Source organism: Stutzerimonas azotifigens DSM 17556, assembly GCF_000425625.1.
GTDB lineage: Bacteria > Pseudomonadota > Gammaproteobacteria > Pseudomonadales > Pseudomonadaceae > Stutzerimonas > Stutzerimonas azotifigens.
Window position 1 is genome coordinate 119,919 of sequence record NZ_KE384413.1, and the last position, 21,333, is coordinate 141,251.

General features: G+C 60.8%; 21 protein-coding genes and 1 pseudogene. 9 read left to right on the forward strand and 13 right to left on the reverse strand.

Annotated features, from left to right (window positions below; translation table 11 throughout):
* Positions 1-12 precede the first annotated feature (12 nt).
* Entirely contained in the window at positions 13-1,578 is a 1,566-nt protein-coding gene (gene nifA / locus H610_RS0117005; protein WP_028240802.1) for a nif-specific transcriptional activator NifA, read from the forward strand.
* 13 nt (positions 1,579-1,591) lie between these two features.
* On the opposite strand, the gene H610_RS0117010 is transcribed toward nifA, so the two are convergent.
* Positions 1,592-1,978, reverse strand: coding sequence for a VOC family protein (locus H610_RS0117010; RefSeq protein WP_028240803.1), 387 nt, complete (start codon positions 1,976-1,978; stop codon positions 1,592-1,594).
* A gap of 335 nt (positions 1,979-2,313) precedes the next feature.
* The gene (locus tag H610_RS0117015) at positions 2,314-2,730 is read right to left on the reverse strand and encodes a RidA family protein (RefSeq protein WP_028240804.1); all 417 of its coding nucleotides are present in this window, start codon (positions 2,728-2,730) and stop codon (positions 2,314-2,316) included.
* A gap of 148 nt (positions 2,731-2,878) precedes the next feature.
* On the opposite strand from H610_RS0117015, the gene H610_RS0117020 reads away from it, so the two are divergent.
* The 3 genes from H610_RS0117020 to H610_RS25100 all read left to right on the forward strand — a co-directional run bounded on the left by H610_RS0117020 (position 2,879) and on the right by H610_RS25100 (position 5,948).
* Positions 2,879-3,805, forward strand: coding sequence for a LysR family transcriptional regulator (locus H610_RS0117020; RefSeq protein ID WP_028240805.1), 927 nt, complete (start codon positions 2,879-2,881; stop codon positions 3,803-3,805).
* Between the two features lie 338 nt (positions 3,806-4,143).
* On the forward strand, positions 4,144-5,349 hold the full coding sequence (locus H610_RS25095) for an AAA family ATPase (protein WP_084166488.1): 1,206 nt from the start codon (positions 4,144-4,146) through the stop codon (positions 5,347-5,349).
* The gene (locus H610_RS25100) at positions 5,346-5,948 is read left to right on the forward strand and encodes a DUF4276 family protein (protein ID WP_084166489.1); all 603 of its coding nucleotides are present in this window, start codon (positions 5,346-5,348) and stop codon (positions 5,946-5,948) included. Before H610_RS25095 ends, H610_RS25100 begins: the two co-directional genes overlap by 4 nt.
* 194 nt (positions 5,949-6,142) lie before the next feature.
* Here the strand turns inward: H610_RS25100 and H610_RS0117025 are convergent, their stop codons facing one another.
* The gene (locus H610_RS0117025) at positions 6,143-7,042 is read right to left on the reverse strand and encodes a LysR family transcriptional regulator (protein WP_028240806.1); all 900 of its coding nucleotides are present in this window, start codon (positions 7,040-7,042) and stop codon (positions 6,143-6,145) included.
* A 112-nt stretch (positions 7,043-7,154) separates the two neighbouring features.
* Between H610_RS0117025 and H610_RS0117030 the strand changes: the two genes are divergently transcribed.
* Positions 7,155-7,583: a VOC family protein gene (locus H610_RS0117030; protein ID WP_028240807.1), complete on the forward strand. Its 429-nt coding sequence runs from the start codon at positions 7,155-7,157 to the stop codon at positions 7,581-7,583.
* A complete protein-coding gene (locus H610_RS0117035) occupies positions 7,580-8,167 on the forward strand; it encodes a glutathione S-transferase family protein (RefSeq protein ID WP_028240808.1) in 588 nt (195 codons plus the stop codon). The genes H610_RS0117030 and H610_RS0117035 overlap by 4 nt, the downstream gene beginning before the upstream one ends.
* 126 nt (positions 8,168-8,293) lie before the next feature.
* Here H610_RS0117035 and H610_RS0117040 read toward each other — a convergent pair.
* From H610_RS0117040 to H610_RS25570, 5 genes and pseudogenes are all read right to left on the reverse strand, one after another.
* Positions 8,294-8,581, reverse strand: a pseudogene (locus tag H610_RS0117040) (alpha/beta fold hydrolase); the annotation flags it as partial.
* A 58-nt stretch (positions 8,582-8,639) separates the two neighbouring features.
* Positions 8,640-9,470: a hypothetical protein gene (locus tag H610_RS25555; RefSeq protein ID WP_152529122.1), complete on the reverse strand. Its 831-nt coding sequence runs from the start codon at positions 9,468-9,470 to the stop codon at positions 8,640-8,642.
* Between the two features lie 171 nt (positions 9,471-9,641).
* Complete coding sequence (locus H610_RS25560) at positions 9,642-10,031, reverse strand: hypothetical protein (protein WP_152529123.1); 390 nt, start codon at positions 10,029-10,031, stop codon at positions 9,642-9,644.
* A gap of 287 nt (positions 10,032-10,318) precedes the next feature.
* Complete coding sequence (locus H610_RS25565; protein ID WP_152529124.1) at positions 10,319-10,981, reverse strand: hypothetical protein; 663 nt, start codon at positions 10,979-10,981, stop codon at positions 10,319-10,321.
* Positions 10,971-11,501, reverse strand: a complete 531-nt coding sequence (locus H610_RS25570; RefSeq protein WP_152529125.1) for a hypothetical protein — start codon at positions 11,499-11,501, stop codon at positions 10,971-10,973. Before H610_RS25570 ends, H610_RS25565 begins: the two co-directional genes overlap by 11 nt.
* Positions 11,502-11,820: 319 nt before the next feature.
* Here H610_RS25570 and H610_RS0117045 point away from each other — a divergent pair, with 319 nt between their 5' ends.
* Complete coding sequence (locus H610_RS0117045; protein ID WP_236614317.1) at positions 11,821-12,654, forward strand: helix-turn-helix transcriptional regulator; 834 nt, start codon at positions 11,821-11,823, stop codon at positions 12,652-12,654.
* 346 nt (positions 12,655-13,000) lie between these two features.
* The gene (locus H610_RS25105) at positions 13,001-13,477 is read left to right on the forward strand and encodes a hypothetical protein (RefSeq protein WP_084166490.1); all 477 of its coding nucleotides are present in this window, start codon (positions 13,001-13,003) and stop codon (positions 13,475-13,477) included.
* A gap of 176 nt (positions 13,478-13,653) precedes the next feature.
* Here H610_RS25105 and H610_RS25110 read toward each other — a convergent pair whose 3' ends face one another.
* The 4 genes from H610_RS25110 to H610_RS0117060 form a co-directional block, all read right to left on the reverse strand.
* Entirely contained in the window at positions 13,654-13,938 is a 285-nt protein-coding gene (locus H610_RS25110; RefSeq protein WP_084166491.1) for a hypothetical protein, read from the reverse strand.
* 282 nt (positions 13,939-14,220) lie between these two features.
* A complete protein-coding gene (locus H610_RS25575) occupies positions 14,221-14,427 on the reverse strand; it encodes a hypothetical protein (protein ID WP_152529126.1) in 207 nt (68 codons plus the stop codon).
* A gap of 460 nt (positions 14,428-14,887) precedes the next feature.
* Positions 14,888-16,207 (reverse strand): NTP/NDP exchange transporter, encoded by a 1,320-nt coding sequence (locus H610_RS0117055; protein ID WP_028240811.1) that lies wholly within the window; start codon positions 16,205-16,207, stop codon positions 14,888-14,890.
* 63 nt (positions 16,208-16,270) lie between these two features.
* Positions 16,271-17,269 carry an SDR family oxidoreductase gene (locus H610_RS0117060; protein ID WP_236614318.1) on the reverse strand — a complete coding sequence of 333 codons (999 nt, stop codon included), beginning with the start codon at positions 17,267-17,269 and terminating at the stop codon, positions 16,271-16,273.
* Between the two features lie 203 nt (positions 17,270-17,472).
* Between H610_RS0117060 and H610_RS0117065 the strand changes: the two genes are divergently transcribed.
* Positions 17,473-18,372: a LysR family transcriptional regulator gene (locus tag H610_RS0117065; protein WP_028240813.1), complete on the forward strand. Its 900-nt coding sequence runs from the start codon at positions 17,473-17,475 to the stop codon at positions 18,370-18,372.
* An 845-nt stretch (positions 18,373-19,217) separates the two neighbouring features.
* On the opposite strand, the gene H610_RS0117070 is transcribed toward H610_RS0117065, so the two are convergent.
* Positions 19,218-21,290: an AsmA family protein gene (locus H610_RS0117070; protein WP_028240814.1), complete on the reverse strand. Its 2,073-nt coding sequence runs from the start codon at positions 21,288-21,290 to the stop codon at positions 19,218-19,220.
* Positions 21,291-21,333 lie beyond the last annotated feature (43 nt).

Genomic DNA, 21,333 nt, shown 5'->3' on the forward strand with positions numbered 1-21,333 from the left:
GAGGGCCAGCGCATGAACTCGACACTCGCCAAACACTCCGCCGCGCCCAGCCGCAGCGAGCTGCTCGACAGTCAGCTTCAGGCGCTGGCGCACATCTCGCGCATCCTCAACCGCGGCCAGCCGATCGAGGAACAGCTGGCCGAGGTGCTTGCCGTGCTGCACGACGACCTCGGCCTGCTGCACGGGCTGGTCTCCATCTGCGACCCGAAGAACGGCACCCTGCAGGTCGGCGCCGTGCACACCGACTCCGAAGAGGTGGTGCGCGCCTGCGAAAGCACCCGCTACCGCCTTGGCGAAGGCGTGTTCGGCAGCATCCTCAAGCACGGCAACAGCGTGGTGCTGGGACGCGTCGATGCCGAGCCGCGCTTTCTCGACCGTCTCGCGCTGTACGACATGGACCTGCCCTTCATCGCCGTGCCGATCAAGGCCAGCGACGGCAGCACCATCGGCGTGCTGGCCGCGCAACCGGACCGCCGCGCCGACGAACTGATGCCCGAGCGCACCCGGCTGATGGAAATCGTCGCCCGCCTGCTGGCGCAGAGCGTGCGCCTGGTGGTGAACATCGAAGACGGCCAGGAAGTGGCCAACGAACGCGACGAACTGCGCCGCGAGATACGCGCCAAGTACGGCTTCGAGAACATGGTGGTGGGCAACACCGTCTCCATGCGCCGGGTATTCGACCAGGTGCGGCGGGTGGCCAAGTGGAACAGCACCGTGCTCATTCTTGGCGAATCCGGCACCGGCAAGGAGCTGATCGCCAGCGCCATCCACTACAACTCGCCGCGCGCGCACCAGCCGCTGGTGCGCCTGAACTGCGCCGCGCTACCGGAAACCCTGCTCGAATCGGAACTGTTCGGCCACGAGAAAGGCGCCTTCACCGGTGCCGTGAAGCAGCGCAAGGGGCGTTTCGAACAGGCCGACGGCGGCACCCTGTTCCTCGACGAAATCGGCGAGATCTCGCCGATGTTCCAGGCCAAGCTGCTGCGGGTGCTGCAGGAGGGCGAACTGGAGCGCGTCGGCGGCACCCAGACGGTGAGAGTCAACGTGCGCATCGTCGCCGCCACCAACCGCGACCTGGAACACGAGGTGGAGCAAGGCAAGTTCCGCGAAGACCTCTACTACCGCCTCAACGTCATGGCCATCCGCGTGCCGCCGCTGCGCGAGCGCAGTGCCGACATCCCGGAACTGGCCGAATTCCTCCTGGCCAAGATCGCCCGCCAGCAGGGCCGCCCGCTCACGCTGACCGACAGCGCCTTGCGCCTGCTGGTGAGCCACCGCTGGCCCGGCAACGTGCGGGAACTGGAGAACTGCCTGGAGCGCTCGGCGATCATGAGCGAGGACGGCACCATCAGCCGCGACGTGGTTTCCCTCACCGGCCTCGACCACGACGCCGCGCCGCTGGCGCCGCTCCCCGAAGTCGACCTCGCCGATGACAGCCTTGACGATCGCGAGCGCGTCATCGCCGCCCTGGAACAGGCCGGCTGGGTCCAGGCCAAGGCCGCCCGCCTGCTTGGCATGACGCCTCGGCAGATCGCCTACCGGGTGCAGACGCTGAACATCCATATGCGCAAGATCTGAGGGGATGGGCACTTCAGCCCTGCTGGATGATCTGGATGAGATTGCCGCAGGTGTCGTCGAACACGGCGAGGGTGACTGCACCCATGGCGGTCGGCGGCTGGGTGAAACGGACACCGGCCGCGCAGAGCCGTTCGTACTCCGCCTGCACGTCGTCCACCGCGAAGAAGGTGAAGGGTACGCCGTCCTGCTTGATCGCCGCCTTGAACGGCTTCGCCGCGGGATGAGCATCAGGCTCCAGCACTAGCTCGACCCCGTCGGGATCACCCGGCGACGTGAGGGTGAGCCAGCGATGCTCGCCCATGGGGATGTCGTGCCTGAGCTCGAAACCGAGCACGTCCCGATAGAAGGCCAGCGCCTTGGCCTGGTCGTCGACGAGCACGCTGGTCACTGCGATCTTCATGGGCTTTCCTCCATGCCGAGGGCTTCTTTCCTCGAAAGTCTGGAAGGATAGCCGCCCTTCCCCTGCCCTTCATCCAGGCACACTCCGCCCGGCGCCAACGGGGTACCGGCCTGCGCCGGTATGACAGCGTAGGGCTTCAGCCCACCAGAGGCCGAAAGTCTGGTCTCCAGGCGCGCTGAAGCGAAGCGTCCGGTCCCATCTCTGGCTTCGCCCCACCGTAGGAGCGAGCTTGCTCGCGAAGGAACGCAGCGCCGGCGATCGAATCCGTTCGCGACCAAGGTCGCTCCTACATCCAGTGCCGGTCTCGCTGCCCACCCTACGCCCACCCGTCGCCATCACCGCTCTCGACCCTCGCCCTCCTCCGGCAGCCTGGCAATCACCTTGATCTCGAACTGGAAGCCGTAGAGCCAGGTCACCCCGACGGCAGTCACGGTCGGGTGCGGTGCCTCGCCCCAGAACTCGGACACCACCAGGTTCCAGGCCCGCTCGAAGATCGCCTCGGGTTCGACCATGAAGACGGTCACGTCGACCACGTCGTCGAAGGTGCAGCCCGCCTCTTTCAGGATCGCGTTCAGGTTCTCGAACGCGCGCCGGACCTGTGTCTCCAGCTCCGGCTCAGGCGAGCCGTCCTCGCGGCTGCCGACCTGCCCGGACACGAACAGCAAGCCGTTGGCACGGACCGCCGGCGAATAACGATTGAGTTCGTAGAGCGCCTGGCGCCCGGCTGGGAAGACCACGTCTCGCTTGGCCATGAGAGTCACCTCCAGTGGTGGGCCTTGCCGGCCCGTGTATTGACGATGGAGGGACTGTAGGCCCGCCTCCTCGCTGGATAAACTCGCAAGCCCAGCCAAGACTGTTTGCAGATTCCAAACAATTGCAAGCCGAAAGACAGGAGCAGCGATGGACCGTTTCGATGCGATGCAGGCCTTCGCCCGCGTGGTGGAAACCGGCAGCTTCACCAAGGCGGCCGAGACCCTGCACATGAGCAAGACCAGCGTTACCCAGCTGATCCAGCAGCTGGAAGCACGGCTGCGCGTCCGCCTGCTCAACCGCACCACGCGCAAGGTCAATGTCACCGCCGACGGCGCCGCCTACTACGAACGCGTGGTGCGCCTGCTGGCCGACATGGACGACGCCGAGACCAGCCTGTCCAGCGCCTCGGCCGCGCCCAGGGGCCGGCTGCGGGTGGACGTGCCCAGCCCATTCGCGCGCATGATCCTGGTACCGGCGCTGCCGGCCTTCCACGCGCGCTACCCCGACATCCAGTTCGACATGGGCGTGAGCGACCGCCGGGTCGACCTCATCGGCGAGAACGTCGACTGCGTGGTGCGCGGCGGGGAAATCACCGACCAGTCGCTGGTGGCCCGCCACGTCGGCGACCTGCGCCTGGGCGTCTACGCCGCGCCGAGCTACCTGGAACGCGCCGGCACGCCCCGGCATCCGCGCGAGCTGGAAGACACCCACCACCGCATCGTCGGCTTTCTATGGGCGCGCTCCGGCAAGGTCTTCCCCTACGCCATGCATGGCCACGGCGAACGCGTCGAGGTGCTCGGCCGCTACGTGCTCGCCGTCGATGACGGCAATGCCTACCTCGCCGCGGGCCTCGCCGGCCTCGGCATCCTCTGGCTGCCGGACTACATGTCCCGCGAGCACCTGGCCCGTGGCGAGCTGGTGCCGCTGTTCAAAGACTGGCAACTCAACCCGATGCCCATGTACGTGGCCTACCCGCCGAACCGGCACGTCAGCGCCAAGCTGCGGGTGTTTATTGATTGGATTGTTGAGTTGATGGGGGAGCATGCGCCGGTTATGGGTCGGCGTGGTTTATGATCAAGCGCCGGGGCAAGGTAAAGGACCTCGTGGTGCTTGATAAAGCTCAGCTTTTGAGTCTGTCATCTCATTATATATCTGTTGTTAAATTAAGCATTATTGCACTAGCTCATGCCCGAACGATAGCGAGCAAATGAATGCTAAGAACCCCAAAAATCCATACATTCACAAAAGCAGACTTGCATGCGTTGAGACTTCCTTGCTCGCAAGGGATAGACTTTGCCTGAGCATTTGCATGATCGACGAACACCGCACAAGCAAATCACGTAATGACGATTTAATTTTTTTAGATAAGCCATCATTCAACAGCCTCTTATTAATTTTTAATGGAGCTCGCCATGAGCGAAACTGTATTCCTACAGCGTGTTGTTCTTAGAAACTATAAAAGCATTGGCCATTGCGACATCCAACTAGGCCCACTTACATATTTAGTAGGCGGCAACGGTGCGGGGAAAAGCAATTTCCTCGATGCACTTCAATTGGTGAGTGACGCGTTGAATGGCTCTTTGGACAACGCACTAAATGAGCGTGGCGGCCTAAGCGAAGTTCGGCGCCGTTCTCGCGGCCACCCAACGCACTTTGGTATTCGATTGGAGTTTTGTCTTCCAAATGGACGGCAGGGACATTTTGCCTTCAACGTGGGCGCACTTAAGGACCGTGGATATGAAGTCCAAACGGAAGAATGCGTCATCGAAGGTATTGGCAAAGGACCGTTTTATCGTATCCAACGGGGGAAACTACGTGACAGTAGCGAGGCTACCTTTCCGGCGGTAACCGCAGATCGTCTGGCACTGGTAGCAGCATCAGGGATGGCTGCTTTCCGCCCGGTCTTCGACGCACTTTCCTGCATGAGCCTTTACAACCTGAACCCAAAATTAATGCGCGAGTTACAGAAACCGCAGGAAGGACGGTTACTTAAGTCGGCAGGAGAGAACATTGCCAGCGTAATTGGGCACCTAGAGCGGGTGAATGACGGCCAGACGAAGGTCATTGAGGAATATCTTCACGTAGTGGTTCCCATGGTTCATGGGGTTCAGCGCAAACAGGTAGGGCCTATGGAGACGTTGGAATTTCGGCAGGACATGGCAGGATCGAAGGATCCTTGGCGTTTTCTTGCGCAAAATATGTCTGACGGCACTCTGCGCGCGCTTGGAGTACTAGTGGCATTGTTCCAAGCCAATCGTGACTATTCACCGTCTCTAGTAGGTATCGAAGAACCGGAAACGGCCTTGCATCCCGCCGCGAGCTCCGCGTTGCGCGAGGCGCTAGTGCGTGCATCGCAAAATACTCAGATCATTGTGACAAGCCATAGTCCGGATCTTCTCGATGATCGAAATATATCCATGGATGCGATCCTCGCCGTTGTTTCCGAAGGAGGGGAAACGCGCATTGCACCGCTGGACGAAGCCTCACGAGAGAGCATGCACCAGCATTTGTTTTCAGCAGGAGAACTACTTCGCCTGAACCAGTTAGAGCCTGACAGAGCTTTCCTAGACGCCCAAGAACGACGACAAACCGAGCTATTTGGGAGTGGCGAAGCATGAAAATCGTCAGCATCGTCGAGGGAGACGGCGAAGTGGCAGCAGTACCAATCCTGCTGCGTCGCTTAGCCCAATGGCGTACCCCTGGTCAGTTTCCTGACGTACAAACACCCATTCGCGTATATAAGGATCGTTTCCTTAACCGAAATGAAGAATTCCAACGTCATCTTTCTTTGGCAGCCAAAAAATGTGGTGCGAATGGGTGGATTCTGGTGCTGCTGGACGCTGATGATGATTGCCCGGCCACCCTGGGGGAAAAAATTTTACAACGTGACCAAGCTTGTGTACCGCATAGGCCTGTGTCGGTGGTATTGGCCAATCGGGAATATGAAGCATGGTTTATTGCAGCCGCGGCATCGCTACACGGACACCGTGGTTTTTGTTCTGCACCGCCGGATGAAGAGGTTGACCCTGAAATTCCCCGAAATGCCAAAGGATGGATACGCGAAAGAATGAACAATCGCGCTTATGGCGAAACAACCGACCAGCCAGCATTTACAGCACGTTTTGACTTCCAGCAAGCGTTTGACCGGAGCCGGTCTTTTCGAAAGCTGTGCGCCGAATGGGATCGGCATCACACGCACCCGGTACAAAGCGACTGAAACGACCAGACGCCATCGCTCGACATTCCAGATAAAAATCAAGCGCGCTTCACCTTTCCATCCCGAATAACCAAGGCCAAAATTCATATCGCCAGGCGAGGAGGATGAGGGTGCGTTAGGAGTTTGCGGAGCCCGAATAACAGCGGCAAGTCGCGGATATCTGCTTTAAGCGCCACACCGGCCGAAAACAGACACTAGCCCTCAGGATCAGGCACCCCCTTCTCCAACCGCGGCCCTGCCCATTCCACGAACGCCCTCACCCGCGGCGAAAGCTGCAACGAATGCGGATAAACCAGCTGGATCGGCAGGTCCACCGGCTCGAACGCCCTGAGTATCCGGACCAGCCGCCCATCGGCCAGCTCGTCCGCCACCTGGTAGTGCATCAGTCGCGTGATGCCCAGGCCCTGCACGCAGGCCAGGCTGGCGGTGCGGATCTGGTTGCATACGAGCCTCGGCGTGGTGGGTTCGGCGAGTTCCTTGCCGTCGTGGCGGTAGTACCAGTGCCGGCCTTGGGAGGCGAGTGCGATGCAGGCGTGGTCGCGTAGCGCCGCCGGGCTGTCGATGGCCGGGGCGCTGCGCAGGTAGTCGGGGCTTGCGCAGGTCACCAGCCGGGTGGCGCCGACCTGGCGCGCCACCATGGTCGAGTCGGGCAGGTGGCCGATACGTAGCGCGAGGTCGAGGCGCTCGTCGAGCAGCGGGAGCAGGTGGTCGTTCAGGCTCAGCTCGATGCGCAGCTCGGGATGTTCCTTGAGGAAGGCGTTCACCAGCGGTGCGACGTAGCGCTGGCCGAACTCGACGGGCGCGGTCAGGCGCAGCAGGCCGCGAACGACACCGTCGTGCGCCGCCAGGCGCTGCTCCATGTCGTCGAAGTCCGCGAGCATGCGGCGGCTCCAGGCCAGGTACTCCTGGCCCTCGTCGGTCAGAGCCATGCGCCGCGTGCTGCGGTTCAGCAATCGAACCCCCAGGTGGCGCTCCAGCGCCGCCAGCGAGCGCACGAGCGACGCCACGGACTGGCCCGTCGCCTCGGCCGCCGAACTCAGGCTGCCGTTTTCGACGATCCGGACGAAATTGGCCATTGCCTTGAGCCTGTCCATTGCCACCTTCGATCTCTGCGTTCAATGCACAAGTATTGTCAGGTTCAAGCCATAGGTGAAACGGGCAGACCGGCAGACACTTCGGTGACCGACCTCAACCGGAGCGACTGCCATGACCGAGCGACCCAGCCCAGCGCGCATTCTTTGCTACGACCACATCGGTATCCGCGTCAGCGACAAGCCCCGGGCGATGGCCTTCTACCAGGCGCTCGGGTTCGTGGAGACCGCGAGCTTTCCGCTGTTCGAGGCCAACGAGATGGTGAGCGCCGACGGGGTGCGTATCAACCTGATCTTCAACGGCGCCCGCATCCCCGATGCGCACAACGTCCTGCTGGATGCGCCGGTGAAGCTGCCGGGCATGACCCACCCGGCCTTCATCGTCGATGACCTCGAGGTGCTTCAGGGCTGGCTGGGCGAACGGGGCATCCTCATCACCGAGGGGCCGCACCCCATCGGCCCCCGACGGGTCGCGCTGTTCATCCGCGACCCCGACGGCAATGTCCTCGAATTCAATCAACTCGTCGAAGGAGATGCGCAATGAAACTGTACGATCTGGATGCGTCCGGCAACTGCTACAAGGTCAGGCTCTTCGCGTCTCTGGCCCGTATCGAACTCGAACGGGTGCCAGTGGATATCCCGGGCGGCGAACACAAGCGGCCTCCGCTGTCGGACCTGAATCCGCTGGGGCAGCTGCCGATTCTGCAAGATGGCGCCCATGTCGTCCGGGACTCGCAGGCGATCCTGGTCTACCTCGCGGGCAAGTACGGCGGGCTGGCGTGGTGGCCGGCCCACCCGCTGGGGCAGGCGGAGATCGTCCAGTGGCTGTCGTTTGCCACCAACGAGGTCCAGCACAGCCTCTGTGCCGCGCGGCTGGTGGAGAGGTTCGGCTACGCACTGGACAAGCACGCGGCGCTGGCGAAATCGCCCGCCGTGCTCTCCATCCTCGACAGGCATCTGGAGCGCCATGACTGGCTGGCGATGGGTCGGCCGACGATCGCCGATTGCGCGGTCTATCCGTACGTCGCACTGGCCCCGGAAGGTGGCGTGGACCTCGAACCCTACAGGCACGTCGCAGGCTGGATGAAGCGGATGGAGGCTCTTCCCGGGTACCTGCCCAAGCCTTGAGCGGGGTTCGTGGCGTCCGCAGAGCAGCGATTGGCCGCTCACCGCCATGCGACCTGTGGGTGCCAGGGGAAAGTCAAACCCGCAAGAAAGGGGAGCCAGGGGGCGAGCCCCATGGCCCTTGCCCAATCAGCCACGCACGAAAGCGAGCAGATCGGCGTTGATCGTCTCGGCATTGACGGTCGGCATGCCGTGCGGGAAGCCCGGGTAGATCTTCAGGGTGCCGTTCTCGAGCAGCTTCGCCGACAGGACCCCCGCGTTCTCGTGGGGGACGATCTGGTCGTCGTCGCCATGCATCACCAGAACGGGAATCCTGATGGCCTTGAGGTCTTCGGTGAAGTCGGTCTGGGAGAAGGCGACGATGCCGTCGTAATGAGCCTTGGCGCCACCCATCATGCCCTGCCGCCACCAGCCCACGAGGATGCTGCAACGGCATTCAGGAGCACGCCTGCAATGGCCGCACTGTTTCCGAGCTTCATGTTCTTGTTATCTCCGCTTGCGCTATGGCTGGTAGGTAATTTAGCTCCGTCTCAAACTCTTCATTATTAGAAGAATTTGACAGGATTTCTAGAATCTGAGGAATGCTAAAAAAACGAGAGCTTATAAATTGATCTCTTATGTCCTTGTATGCCTCCCTGAATTCGTCAGTTTTAAACTGACGATTTATCTCTCTGAGGTGGACATTAATCTTCTCATCGGCCTCTGAATCCCCGCTTTCAATTTTCCCATTTATAAGGCTGTTCAGAATTTGACTTACAAAAAATCCATCTTGAATCCCAAAGTACCCAAACATCGAAACGGCGACCCGCTCGACTTGCCTATCTTTTAGCTCAATCTTGGTTCCGTCCAAATATTGAATCTCTCCATTACGCCTTAACATGTACTCATGGCAGCCGGCCTGTGCCTGAGCATGTAGAAGTGACTGTGCAATATCTATCATGGAGTGGAGTGGGCTTCCAGCTCTTGCATCAGATGTCAGTGTTTTTCTTTTAAGTTCAATAAAGATAACAGTTGACTCTGTTTCCACTATAAAGTCACACTCTCTCTCAGTGCTATTTATTTGCAGTTCATCTCTTACATTCTTAGGTATCTTGTATCTTTTGTTTTCTAAGAACTTGATGCCTGCGTCCCGCAGCGCACTGGCAAATAACTCCTCCGTAACATCTCCAATGAGCTTCCCATTAAGTCCACTTTCTTTGCATAACTCAAGAAGCGTAGAGTAGAAGCCATAACTGCACAGATTCGGATTTGGGTAAGCGTATCTCTGCTCTACAGAAACAAAAGGCCTCTCATAATAGTTCCTCAAGCTTATATGATTCGGCCACAAATATCCTTTGTTAATTTGCACCGTTGTGAATGACAGCTTTTCGAGCGCAACCGTGATCGAGGATTGTAAATGCTTATATTTTAATGCCTCAAAGACTATATTGGAGTCGAATATCAGAGGCTTATCGTGCGTCGCCCGAGAAGAAGCCCACTAAAAAATATCAAGATAAAGTGAGATATCAACAGTAACCCCAGATAATCTAGGGGAAGTAAAAACCCCGAACATTATCTTCTTGATATGCTTTACTGCTATTTGATCAATAGAAAACTTCTGATCATATTCAATTTGCCGGGTTATAGCCGCCAGAATAGTTTGAGGGGTGTGATGCATATCCTCAAATTTAGTAAAACTCTGCAAGCGCTTAGTCGCGAAGTAGTGCCTTGCAAGCTCAACAGACTCACTGTAGGTCTCAAATTTATTCTTTATTGATCTTGGGCAATGAAGATTGGCAAGTGCTAAGTTAAACAGGTAGCCCCACGGCCTATCTAGACTCAACTGTTGGCCCTCAGAAGGCTCAGGCCTCAACAAGAAACGTCGCATCTCATTATCGTAATGCCGTAATGACATTTCTTGTATAACTGTCTCTAGCCCCAAAGCACCTAATTTTCTGAAATCCCGCTGCAACCTGTTAAGAATTTTTACCTCAAATTCCGGTGCGAACGTGACCTTGCCTTGAATTACGCTTGATTTATACCCCTTCCCTTTAAGGTAAATAATAGACCTTGCTATTAATCGTTCGAATCAGGAGGGAAGATATAGCCGGGCAGTACATACAGGGCCGGTTCTCTATTCGCTCTTAGCCATAGCATCTGAGTAATAACTTCCGATTAATCGCCGAGAAGCATAAGCACCTGTTCTTTGTAGGGATGAAAGGCACACCCACCTTTCACTAGCCCTCCATCCAGCAATGGTATTGATTCATTTGGCAGTGAGAAATATTCATTGGATGCGGACCAAGATGGAGGGGAGAATAGGACTGCGAGTAGATGTTTGCTTGGGGGTATGTTCCTCAACGGTCTTTGCATTTGCTCGACGCCTTCTCCGCGTACCAAGTTGAAGCTCAGTAGAGAACTCGTTGCGCCCAGAAGAACAGATGAAATGTCGTGGTTATCAAAAGCAGGAATGGCTGGAGCAACGAAGCACGCGCAGAGGTAGCGCATCACTGTCGCTGCCCAGACCTTAAAGGTCGGCTCTTCTATTGTCGGCGAGAAGACCAATTGGAAATGAAGAGGGACGACTGGCCGCTCGACAGGCTCCGCGTCTAGATAAAAAATGTAGTTCGCTTTTGTGTTGGATGATTTCGATACTTTTCTTTGGCATGAGTTTAATAGGAATATTATCCGAACGAAGCTTCCAGTGTCGTTAATTCCGGAAACCAAACCCTCCTCATCTGTACAGCTGAATACCTTATCAGAACTATCTTGTATGGAGAAGGCAAATAACGCATCAAGTGACGAAAAATGGTGATTGCCAGGTTTTTTATAGAGCATTAGTGCAGTCTTTCAACAAGTGTGAAGATTTCCTTTTGACTTGATGAATGGCATGCACGTCTAGCCATATTCGCTCGATTTCGAGTACCTGATACCAATTAAGTCCATGGTGATCGTGCAGGTCGTGGAATGACCAGCAGATGCGATCTTCATTGAGACGAGGAATGCCTTCTACCCCATCGTTCCAGTTGAAATGGAATAGCGAGAATATTTCTACCGCTTGCTCTGGTGTCGGCTTGAGGTAGTACCATTTGAGCGGCGGCATAAAGATAAAGTCGGCTTGAAGTATTAGTTCTTCTTGCCCTTGTTCCGAGGACTCAGAACGGTAGTAGCCGATTTTGCTTTCAAGCTCGAAGTCTTCCTCTGCAGCCCAGTCAGAGGGGGCAGGTCTGTTTCGGAAGTCTTCGACAAGCTTTTTTGCACGCTGAAGGCACCAATATTCCAATTGAGTGAGTTTCCTATTTAGCGAAATGAGGCGTTCAGTTTGCGCATGAGAGAATGCTGGAATGTTGCGGCGCATGATGAAATGCTCCTCTGCTTCCGTCATTTTCACTACCGCCACGACAACATGCGTCGCACCTCCATGCGACACATTTCGTCGCAGCTTGATGCACAATCACGCCAAGCCAATCTCACACCTAGATGCAAGGGTCGCTATCGTGCCGTCCAATAAGAGCAGGGATACTCTCAGCCGCCAGTGGGAGCTGCTGAAGCTACTACCCACCACGGGCAGTGGAGAAACTGCGAGCTCACTCCAACGCCGTCTAGCCGAGATGGGCTTTCCTACCACCAAACGCACGGTTGAGCGCGACCTGGTGGACTTGTCGAGCGTCTTTCCCTTGCGTATCAACGACAAGAGCAAGCCATATGGCTTTAGCTGGTCACCACCAACCAGCCTACAACTGTCAGCTATCAGTGTTTATGAGGCGTTGACCTTGCAACTGGTGCGGGAAATGCTTCGGCCACTGATGCCCACCGCCATGCTTACTGCGCTGCAGCCGCATTTCGAGCAGGCAAACAAAAAGCTAAAGGCACTAGCCCGAATATCGCCAGTAGCGGATTGGCCTAGCAAGGTCGCGAGCGTACCGGCCTATCTACCGTTGATGCCTCCTCAGATTGATACCGCAACGCTTGCGGTCGTTCAGCAGGCGCTGCTCGAAGAGAAGGCTTTCAAATGCCGCTATTACTCCGCTCATCGAGATCTGGTTAGCGCACTGACACTTTCGCCGCTGGGCTTGGTTCAACGAGGAAACGTTACGTATCTCATTGCGACAGTGCCCCCTCATTTGGATGTGCGGCAGTTTGCGTTGCACCGGATCTGCAATCCCGAACTGCTGGACATCCCTAGCGAGCCTTCCGAAGGGTTCGATTTGCATGACTACGCCACGTCCGGAGCGATGCAATTTGGCGACAATGTTGGCCGTACCATCACCCTTGAGGCGTGGGTGAATACTGGCCTCCTGGGGCTACTTCGTGAAACACCTCTTTCCGAGGATATGCAAGCGATGTCCGATGAGGACGGAGGCTGGATACGTGCGACTGTGGCGGACAGCTGGGAACTGGAATGGTGGTTGCTATCGCACACCGGATCGATCGCAGTAACAGCGCCTGAGACACTCAGGAAGCGTCTGCTCCAGCGTTTGCGCCGTGGTCTGGAACTTTACGATGAGTAACGTCGATGTGCTGTCTTAAGCTCCGGATTGCTATCCGCGTAGTGTCGGCCGTGCTGCTTTGCGCATACTCGCCGCTATGGTAGCGTTAAGCGATCATCACTGGAGGCATCTAACTCTTAGCAGGTGCCACCTCAATGAGGTTCATCTAGCGGCTGCGCTTCCCGGCGATGCAAGAGAAAGTGGCGACTGATTATTCATATCAACCGCGAAGCGCCTGAGCAGCATCGTGACATTTGCCTGCAGGGGGTGCAGGAGAATGGCTGCCTAGGTGGGTTAAAAATACATTTGGTATTGGCTGAATTGCTCAGGCACCACCAAAAAATCAACAGACAAAAAGTGGACTAGAATGACAACATCACAATGGATCAATCTTTTTGATAAGGCGTTTCAACATATGGGGGAGCGACTCGAGCAAGTACTACAGTTAAATAGCTGCCGAGAGCACTGGATTCAAGCCGAGATCAGTCTCCACGCATGGTTCAAAGATGAAGTAGAAATCTGGACGGATTTTCCTATTGGGGGGAACCGCAAAGCCGATTTATATGCAGAAAACGGTGAAGGATCAGTCTCGATGGTCGCTGAGGTGAAATGTCTCAGTGACCTCTCACAAGCCAAGTGTCTAGAGGGAGATTGGTCAGTGCGCACCGACATTGATCGACTTCACTCTATCCAGAGCCCCACTCGGCTCTTTGTTCTTGTGATCGAAAAAAATGAGGTAGAAACGAATATAGGGCGAGCCTTACGTACGGAAGCCTGGGTAGAGGGCCAGCCCCCCCACGAGCTTGACCTGGGATTTTGTCTAATCCGTATGTGGGCTATTTGACTTCCATTCTTCACCCCCCCTGCCCCTAGCTTTTTCAGGGGCTTTGATATAACGAAGCTTTAAGTTTTTTATGTAATCGGGCGAGCGCAACAAATAATCTCTAGTTTGTCTAGAGCTGCTCGCGTGTAAATGCTTGACGTTACGCCGTATAAAACATCTCTCCTCTCGAAGCAATTTCAGCGCAGCCAAATTCTCCACATGCCCTTAGCACCCTCTTCAGTCCAGCCGCCCTCGAGTAGAGCTGATCCATCGAATGTATGCAGGGTTGCCCTGCCATCGAAACCTACTGCATGCAATTCATAATGCCCAGGGCCTTTTTCATGTCCTTTGTAAATGACCGGTTCGCCGTCACTGGTGTATTCGACAGTGATTACGCCGTCCTCAACCCTGACTTGGCATGGGTCATCTAAGGAGACATGAGTGGATCCATAGGTTTCCATGCGTGAGTCGCGATAAAGCATGACGGGATTCTTCCTCATGTTTTGATAAATGGGTTGAGTCCGCGCAGCGGCTCGGTGATACAGCCCTTTTCGATAGCAGGTTGCCTAGCAGGCCGAGCACCCTAGCAAGACCGCTATCGCGTCTTCTCGGGCCATAATACATCCACAACAATAGCGTTGCGCCACTACAAAGCAGGGGCGCCAGGGTCATATTGACGATACATTCCCTGGAACCTTCTTGGAGCGGTAGGCTCAGCCAGTCCGAGGAATAGCGATGCAAGGTGATGTCTTCGACTAGCGCATTCAGTCTCCTGCACATCCTTCATGGGCAAGAGCGTCACGGATCTGGATGTGCTTGCCACAGCGCACCATGGTGCCGAAGTGATCCCCTAGGCAGCCGCATACCTCGCATATACGAAAGCTCATCGTGATTGCCATTTCGCAGTACGCGGCATCGGTGCTTTGAGCTGTTTTACCAAACCGAAGTGTGGCGAATTTCTCCTTGAACATCGATATTTCCGTAGCGGCACGGTGCTCTAGTTCAGCCTGGCGAGAAGCTGCTCGCCCTATGCATCCAAGATACCGAGCCAGCCATCGCCGCACTCAGTACGCACCGTTTTCCCATAAATGCTGGAGTAACGCAGGCGCAGGGTCTGCAGCCGCTCTGGATGCATAATGCAAAACCTATTGGCTAATCCGGGGCAGACGATCACTTTCAGTCTGATTGGGTTTGCAGAGGTCAGGCTGAACGTCTGATCCGTCCAGTGTTGCCGCTATGGTTTCTGGTCTTTTTTGGGCTTGGAATGACTAGATCGTCAAGGCAGTGTTGGACCGCGACATAGATAACTGGCTTGTCTGCCGAACGCAGAGCGGCAGCAATTGGCCGAAAACGGCCTGTGCTGTGCTCGCTACCTCCATCGCATATCCCCCATGCCATGCAAACGAGGTCCCCTCCTCTACCGATATCCCCCTACGTCCCCGCAACGCCACCAGCAACCTGCAGCCGCGCCTGCTGGTGGTCGGCCCGGCGCCCGAGCTGCCATCCCAGGTAGCCCCACAGCAGCGCGCAGAGCGCGCCGATCAGCGCGGCCAGACCGGCGCCCTGCCCCAGCATGTCCAGCAGGCTCTTGGCCCAGCCGCTGACGGCATCGCCGGCGCGGTAGACCACCGTGTCGATGAAGTTCTTGGCCTTGTACTTGCTCTCGGCGTCCAGCGGCGCGAAGAGCATTTCCCTGCCCGGCCGGACGAAGGCGTATTCGCCGATCCGCCGCACGATCATCAGCGCTGCGAGCAGGGCGAACCCGGGCGCCAGCGCCAGGCCGACGAAGCCGACGCACATCAGCAGCGGGACGATTGCCAGCAGCACGCGAACGCCCAGCGTCTGCGCGATGCGCCCGGTGACGAACAGCTGCGACAGCAGCGCGCCCGCCTGCACGACGAAATCGATGATGCCGAAGACGCGGACCTGCGCCTCGCGGTCGGGGAAGTGCTCGGCCACCAGCCGGGCCTGCTCGAAGTAGAGGAAGGTGGTGACCGTCGCCAGCAGCACCACGAACCCGGCGATGCCCAGCAGGTAGGGCGACCGGAGCACCGCGGTCAGGCCGCTGAAGGGGTTGCCCGGCAGCGGTTGCCGGGGGCCTTCCGCCGGCGGCGCACCGGGGCGGCCGGCCCCACCCTCTTCGCGCCAGCTCATCAGCGCCTGCTTCAGCACCAGCGTGGCGCCGAGCAGCACGGCGGCCACTAGCATCAGCCCGGACGGGCCCAGAACGCCGATCAGCGCCGTGCTCAGCGCCGGCCCGAGCAGGCCGCCGACGCTGGCGCCGGCGGCGATGAAGGCGAACAGGCGCTTGGCCTGCTCGCTGTCGAACACGTCAGCCATCAGGCTCCAGGCCACGGACACCACGAACAGGTTGTACACCGAGATCCACACGTAGAAGGCGCGGGCCAGCCAGGGGCTGTCCGGCTGTAGCTGGAACAGCGCGACGAACGCCAGCAGGTTCATGCCGAAGAAGCCGTACACCCAGTCGATGAAGTGCAGGCGCGGCACGCGGGCGCTGAGCCAGGCGAACAGCGGAACGGCCGCGAGCATGACGAAGAAGGTGAGCGTGAACAGCCACTGCAGGTTATCCACGCCGGCGGCGATGCCCATCGACTCGCGGATCGGGCGCAGCATGAAATAGCCGGCGAAGAGGCAGAGGAACAGCAGGAATCCGGACAGCGCCGGGCGCAGCTCGTGGTCACGGGCATTGAGCGCGAGGCTCAGCCGGTGCGGCAAGGAGGGCGTGCTCATGGAGGCTCCTGGAGGAAGGCAACGGCGCGTCGGCACGGGGCGGAATCCCGTGCCGGGACGCATTCAGGGGTAGGTCACGCCGGTGAGCTGCTCGGAGACTGCCCAGAGGCGTTCGGCATCGGCCTCGTCGGTCGCGGCCGGCGGCGTCCTGGCGAAGCCCAGCGGCCCGCGTCGCTCATCGTCGCCGGTCGGGCCGTAGTAGGCACCGCCGACCGCCTCAGCCGCGGTGGCGGCATAGAGCGTGGGCAGCGCTCCCTGCGCGGCCGAGTGGTACTCGTCGCGGTCCTCGGCCCACTGCCGGCCGAATTCGCTGTTCAGGCCCGGGCCGCGCGCGATCAGCTCGGTCACGGCGACACCGGGGTGCGCGGCCATGCTGCGGATGCCCCAGCCACCAACCTCGCTGCGCCGCTGCAGCGCGAAGGCCCAGTGCAGGATGGCCAGCTTGGACTGTGCGTAGCTGCCGTAGGGATCGTACTGGCGCTCGGCCTGCAGGTCGTCGAAGTTCAGGCTGCCGCGGGTCGCGGCGATGCTCGACAGGCTGACCACGCGGGCATCCGCGCTCTCGCGCAGCAGGGGCACCAGCAGGCCGGTCAGGGCGAAGTGCCCCAGGTAGTTGGTCGCCAGTTGCAGCTCGAAGCCGTCGGACGAGGTGCCGCGCTCGGGCGGCGCCATGATGGCAGCATTGTTGATCAGCACGTCGAGGCGCGGCAGCCGCGTCTCGAGGCGCTGGGCCAGGTCGCGCACGGAGGCCAGGCTGGCCAGGTCGACGGCCTCGAACTGCACCCGGGCCTCGGGCACCGATTCGCGGATGCGCGCGATGGCCTCGGCGCCGCGCTCGGGGTTGCGCGCCGCGATGATCACCTCGGCGCCAGCACGGGCGAGCGCCAGCGCGTCCTCGTAGCCCATGCCGCTGGTGCCGCCGGTGACCAGCACGATGCGTCCCTGCTGCGAAGGCATGTCGCGGGTCGACCAGTCCGGCTTCGGCGCCACGCGGCCCGAGGCTTCGAGGGCGGCGGCACTCATCAGCGCGGCGCCGGCGGCCAGGGTACGCGCCAGCTTCATGAGCCGGTCTGTGTTGCTTGCGGAGCCCGGGGCGGGCATGGCGGGGCTGTTCCACATGGCTGAAGTCCTCTCGTCGAGTTGGAAACGCCGGCACGGCCGGACGGGGGATGATTATTTCCGTACGGCAGGCGGGTGATAATCCGATCATTTCTGGATGCCCCGTACGGCCAGGCGTACAGTTACGGCCGACCGAAGGAGCCCGCATGCGCCAGCCCAACCTCACCGATGTCGCCCTGTTCGCCGCCGTGGTGGAAGCCGGCGGTTTCCGCGCCGCCGCGCAGAAGCGCGGCATGTCCGCCTCGTCGCTCAGCGATTGCATGCGCCGCCTGGAAGCCGACGTCGGCGTGCGCCTGCTCAACCGCACCACCCGCAGCGTGACCCCCACCGCCGCCGGGGAGCGCCTGCTCGAACGCCTGCGCCCGGCGCTGCAGGAAATCGTGTCGGCCTTCAACGACCTGGACGACGATGCCCAGCGCCCGGTCGGGACGCTCAGGCTGAACGTGCCGGTCCCGGTGGCGCGCTACCTGCTGCCGGACCTGCTGGCGCGCTTTCTCAGGCTCTACCCGGGGGTGAACGTCGAGGTGATGATGGACAACACCTTCATCGACGTCATCGCCGCGGGCTACGACGCCGGGGTGCGCTACGAGGAAAGCCTGGCCAAGGACATGATCGCCGTGCCCATCGGCCCGCGCCGCCAGCGTTTCGCCGCCGCCGCCGCGCCCGCCTACCTGGCCGCGCGCGGCACGCCGCGCCATCCGGCTGAGCTGGAAGACCACCAACTGCTGGGCCACCGCTTCGAGAGCGGCAAGCTGGCCATCTTCGAATTCGAGAAGGACGGCCGGACGTTCCGCATCTCGCCGCGCGGCCAGTTGATCACCTCCTCGCACGACCTCAAGACCAGCGGCGCCATCGCCGGGCTCGGCATCATCTACACCTTCGAGGACTTCCTGCGCGAAGCGCTGGCCGACGGCCGCCTGGTGCCCATCCTGGAAGACTGGTGGCAGGCCTTCGACGGCCCCTACCTGTACTACCACGGACGCCGCCACATCCCCTCGCCCCTGCGCGCCTTCGTCGATTTCCTCAAGGCCGAGGCGCAGGGCTAGCGCGCCCGGGCGGTGGACCCGCGGTCTTGACCCCGAAAGGGCGGTGGAGACTCGCTCACGATCAAGACTCCGCAAGAGCATCGCCCCGGGGTCGGGCCTCCCACAAAGCAGGCGGTGCTGCGCCGGACCCTGTGGGAGGCGCGCCCTCGCGGCGACGCACCCGTAGGGTGGAAAGCCGCGCAGCGTTTTTCCACGCGGACTGGGCATGCGGCGTCCCGGGCGGGCCTGACCCACCGCGTGGATGAGGCTGCGCCGTCATCCACCCTACTTCCCTGCAGAAAGCATCGCCCCGAGGTCGGGCCTCCCACAAAGCAGGCGGTGCCGCTCCGGCCCCTGTGGGAGGTGCGCCCTCGCTGCGACGCACCCGTAGGGTGGAAAGCCGCGCAGCGTTTTTCCACGCGGACTGGGGGCATGCGGCGTCCCGGTTGGGCCTGACCCACCGCGTGGATGAGGCTGCGCCGTCATCCACCCTACTTTCCTGCAGAAAGCATCGCCCCGAGGTCGGGCCTCCCACGAAGCAGGCGGTGCCGCGCCGGCCCCTGTGGGAGGCGCGCCCTCGCGGCGACGTCGTTGGCCGAAGCCGCGGCATGGTTCCTCGTGGGGCCTTGGCCGCGAATGGGCGGTGGAGAATCATTCGCGGTCGAGACCACAAGAGCATCGCCCCGAGGTCGGGCCTCCCACAAAGCAGGCGGTGCTGCGCCGGACCCTGTGGGAGACGCGCCCTCGCGGCGAGGTCGTTGGCCGAAGCCGCGGCATGGTTCCTCGTGGGGCCTTGGCCGCGAATGGGCGGTGGAGACTCGTTCGCGGTCGAGACCGCTCCCACGAGGCTCGTCGCTCGCCTGGGGCTAGGGTCGAGGCAGTCGTTTCACCTGTTCCAGCAACGGCCCGCACTGGTCCGCCTGGCCGCCGCTGGGCGCGACCAGGGCCAGCAGGCCAGCCACCGGGCCGACCGTGGCGCCCAGCAGGATCATGCCGGCGCCGCGCAGCGCCAGCGGGCCGGCGTGCACGCCCGGGCGGGGATTCTTCAGGGTGCCCTGGACATACAGCGGCGAGCGCAGCGAGATGATGCGGATGCCCTTGGAGCGCGGCACGATGTCCAGGTCCATGTTTTCGCTCTTGAAATCGACCTGGCCGGTGACGTTGATCACCGCGTTCTCGGTGTCCAGCACGAACAGCCGGGGCTCGGCCAGACCGTTCTTCATGCCCAGGTCGACCACCGCGCAATTGATCTGCACCTCCTCGTCGCCGAACAGGCGGCCGACCAGGTAGTTGCCGACGTTGAGCCCGGCCAGCTCCATCAACCCGCGGCTCACGGTGCCGTCGTTCATCAGCAGGCGCAGCTCGCCGTTGGCGCTGCCGAGCAAGGCGGCGACCGAGTTGCCGGTGCCCTGGATGTCCGCATCCCCGTTCAGCTCGCCCAGGCTCTTCTGCATGGTCGCGACCGTGGGGAACAGCTGCCGCAGCTTGAGCGACTGGGCCTTCAGCCGCACCCGCCCGGCCAGCGGCGTGCGCTGGCCGTCCAGGCGCACGTCGGTTTCCAGACGCCCGCCCGCCAGTCCGAAGCTCAGCGGCTGCAGGCTCAGCACGCCATCGGCGAGCACCACGTGGGCATTCAGGTTCTGGATGGGCATGGCCTCGTCATGGACGATGCGCTTGCCGACGAAACGCACGTCGGCATCCATGTCGCGCCAGCGATCGGTGCGAAACTCCTCCACCGGCAGCGCTTTGTCCGGCGGCTGCTTGCGGGTTGCTCCGCGCGCCTGGCGGGACTTTTCCGAATCGGCACCGATCAGCGGCGCCAGGTCGGCGAAACGCAATTGGTTGGAGGTCAGCTCGCCGCTCAGCTTGGGGCGCGGTTCGCCGGCGACATAGGCGAGGTCGCCACGAATGTCGCTGCCGCCGATGCGACCGTTGAAGCCCTCGTAGCGGAAGGAGGCGCCGTCCGGGTTCTGCAGGTCGGCGCGCAGGCGGCCGTCGCTGGAATAGGCGCCGGTGTCCGGCAGGGTCACGCCGATCAGCGGGTAGAGGTTGCCCAGGCTGTCGCCGGACAGGCGCAGGCGCAGGTCCAGCGCGCCGAGGTTGAGCGGATCGGTCAGTGTGCCTTCAACCGCCACCCGGGTCTTGCCGGCACGCAGGTCGACCTGCAGCGGGAACGGCAAGGCCGCGTCCTGCAGCGCCAGCAGGCCGCCCACCCGGCCTTCGCCGGACACCGGCTGGCCGCCATAGCGCCCTTCGGCCTTCCAGGCGAAGGCGTAGTCCTGGGTCGCCGCCGCCTGTGCCTGCCCCTCTTCGGCCCCCGCGCCCTGGGCCGCGCCGAGTATCTGGCTGTAGGGCACCGGCTCGCCCAGCGGCGTGACCTCGAGTTTCACCTCGGCGCGCGAGACCTTGTCGTCGAGGCTGACGTTGCCCTGGTCGAAGCCGACGGTGCCGATGTCCAGCACCCAGGCGGAGGGTTTCTTCTCTTCCGCTTCGTCGCTCGCGGCGAGTTTTTCGAAGGTCCAGTTGGCCCGGCCATCGGCGAGCCGCTCGAGGTGCGCCGACGGCCCGCCCAGGGTGATGGCCGGGATGCTCACGCGCTTGCCCAGCAGCGCCAGCGGGCGCAGGTCCGCCGCGACGCTGTCGAGGTGGACGAAATAGGGCGCCTGCCCCCACTCGGCATTGCCCAGGGTGATGTCCTCGGCGGTCAGGGTCGGATGCGGGAACCAGCCGCGCCAGCCGGGCGCCTCGCGGTCGCGCTGCCAGCGCAGGTCGAGGTCGCCCTGAATGGCGAACGGCCGGCCGAGGGTGTCGGACACCCGCTCGTTGAGGGTGGGCTTGAGCAGGTTCCAGTCGAAGGTGGCCAGGAACACGGCCAGCGCCACGACCAGCAGCGCCACGATGCCCAGCAACCATTTGAGTACGCCACCGATTCGGCTCATCGATCTCTCGCAGCTTGTGCAGTGTTTGTCGGCATGCTCGTTT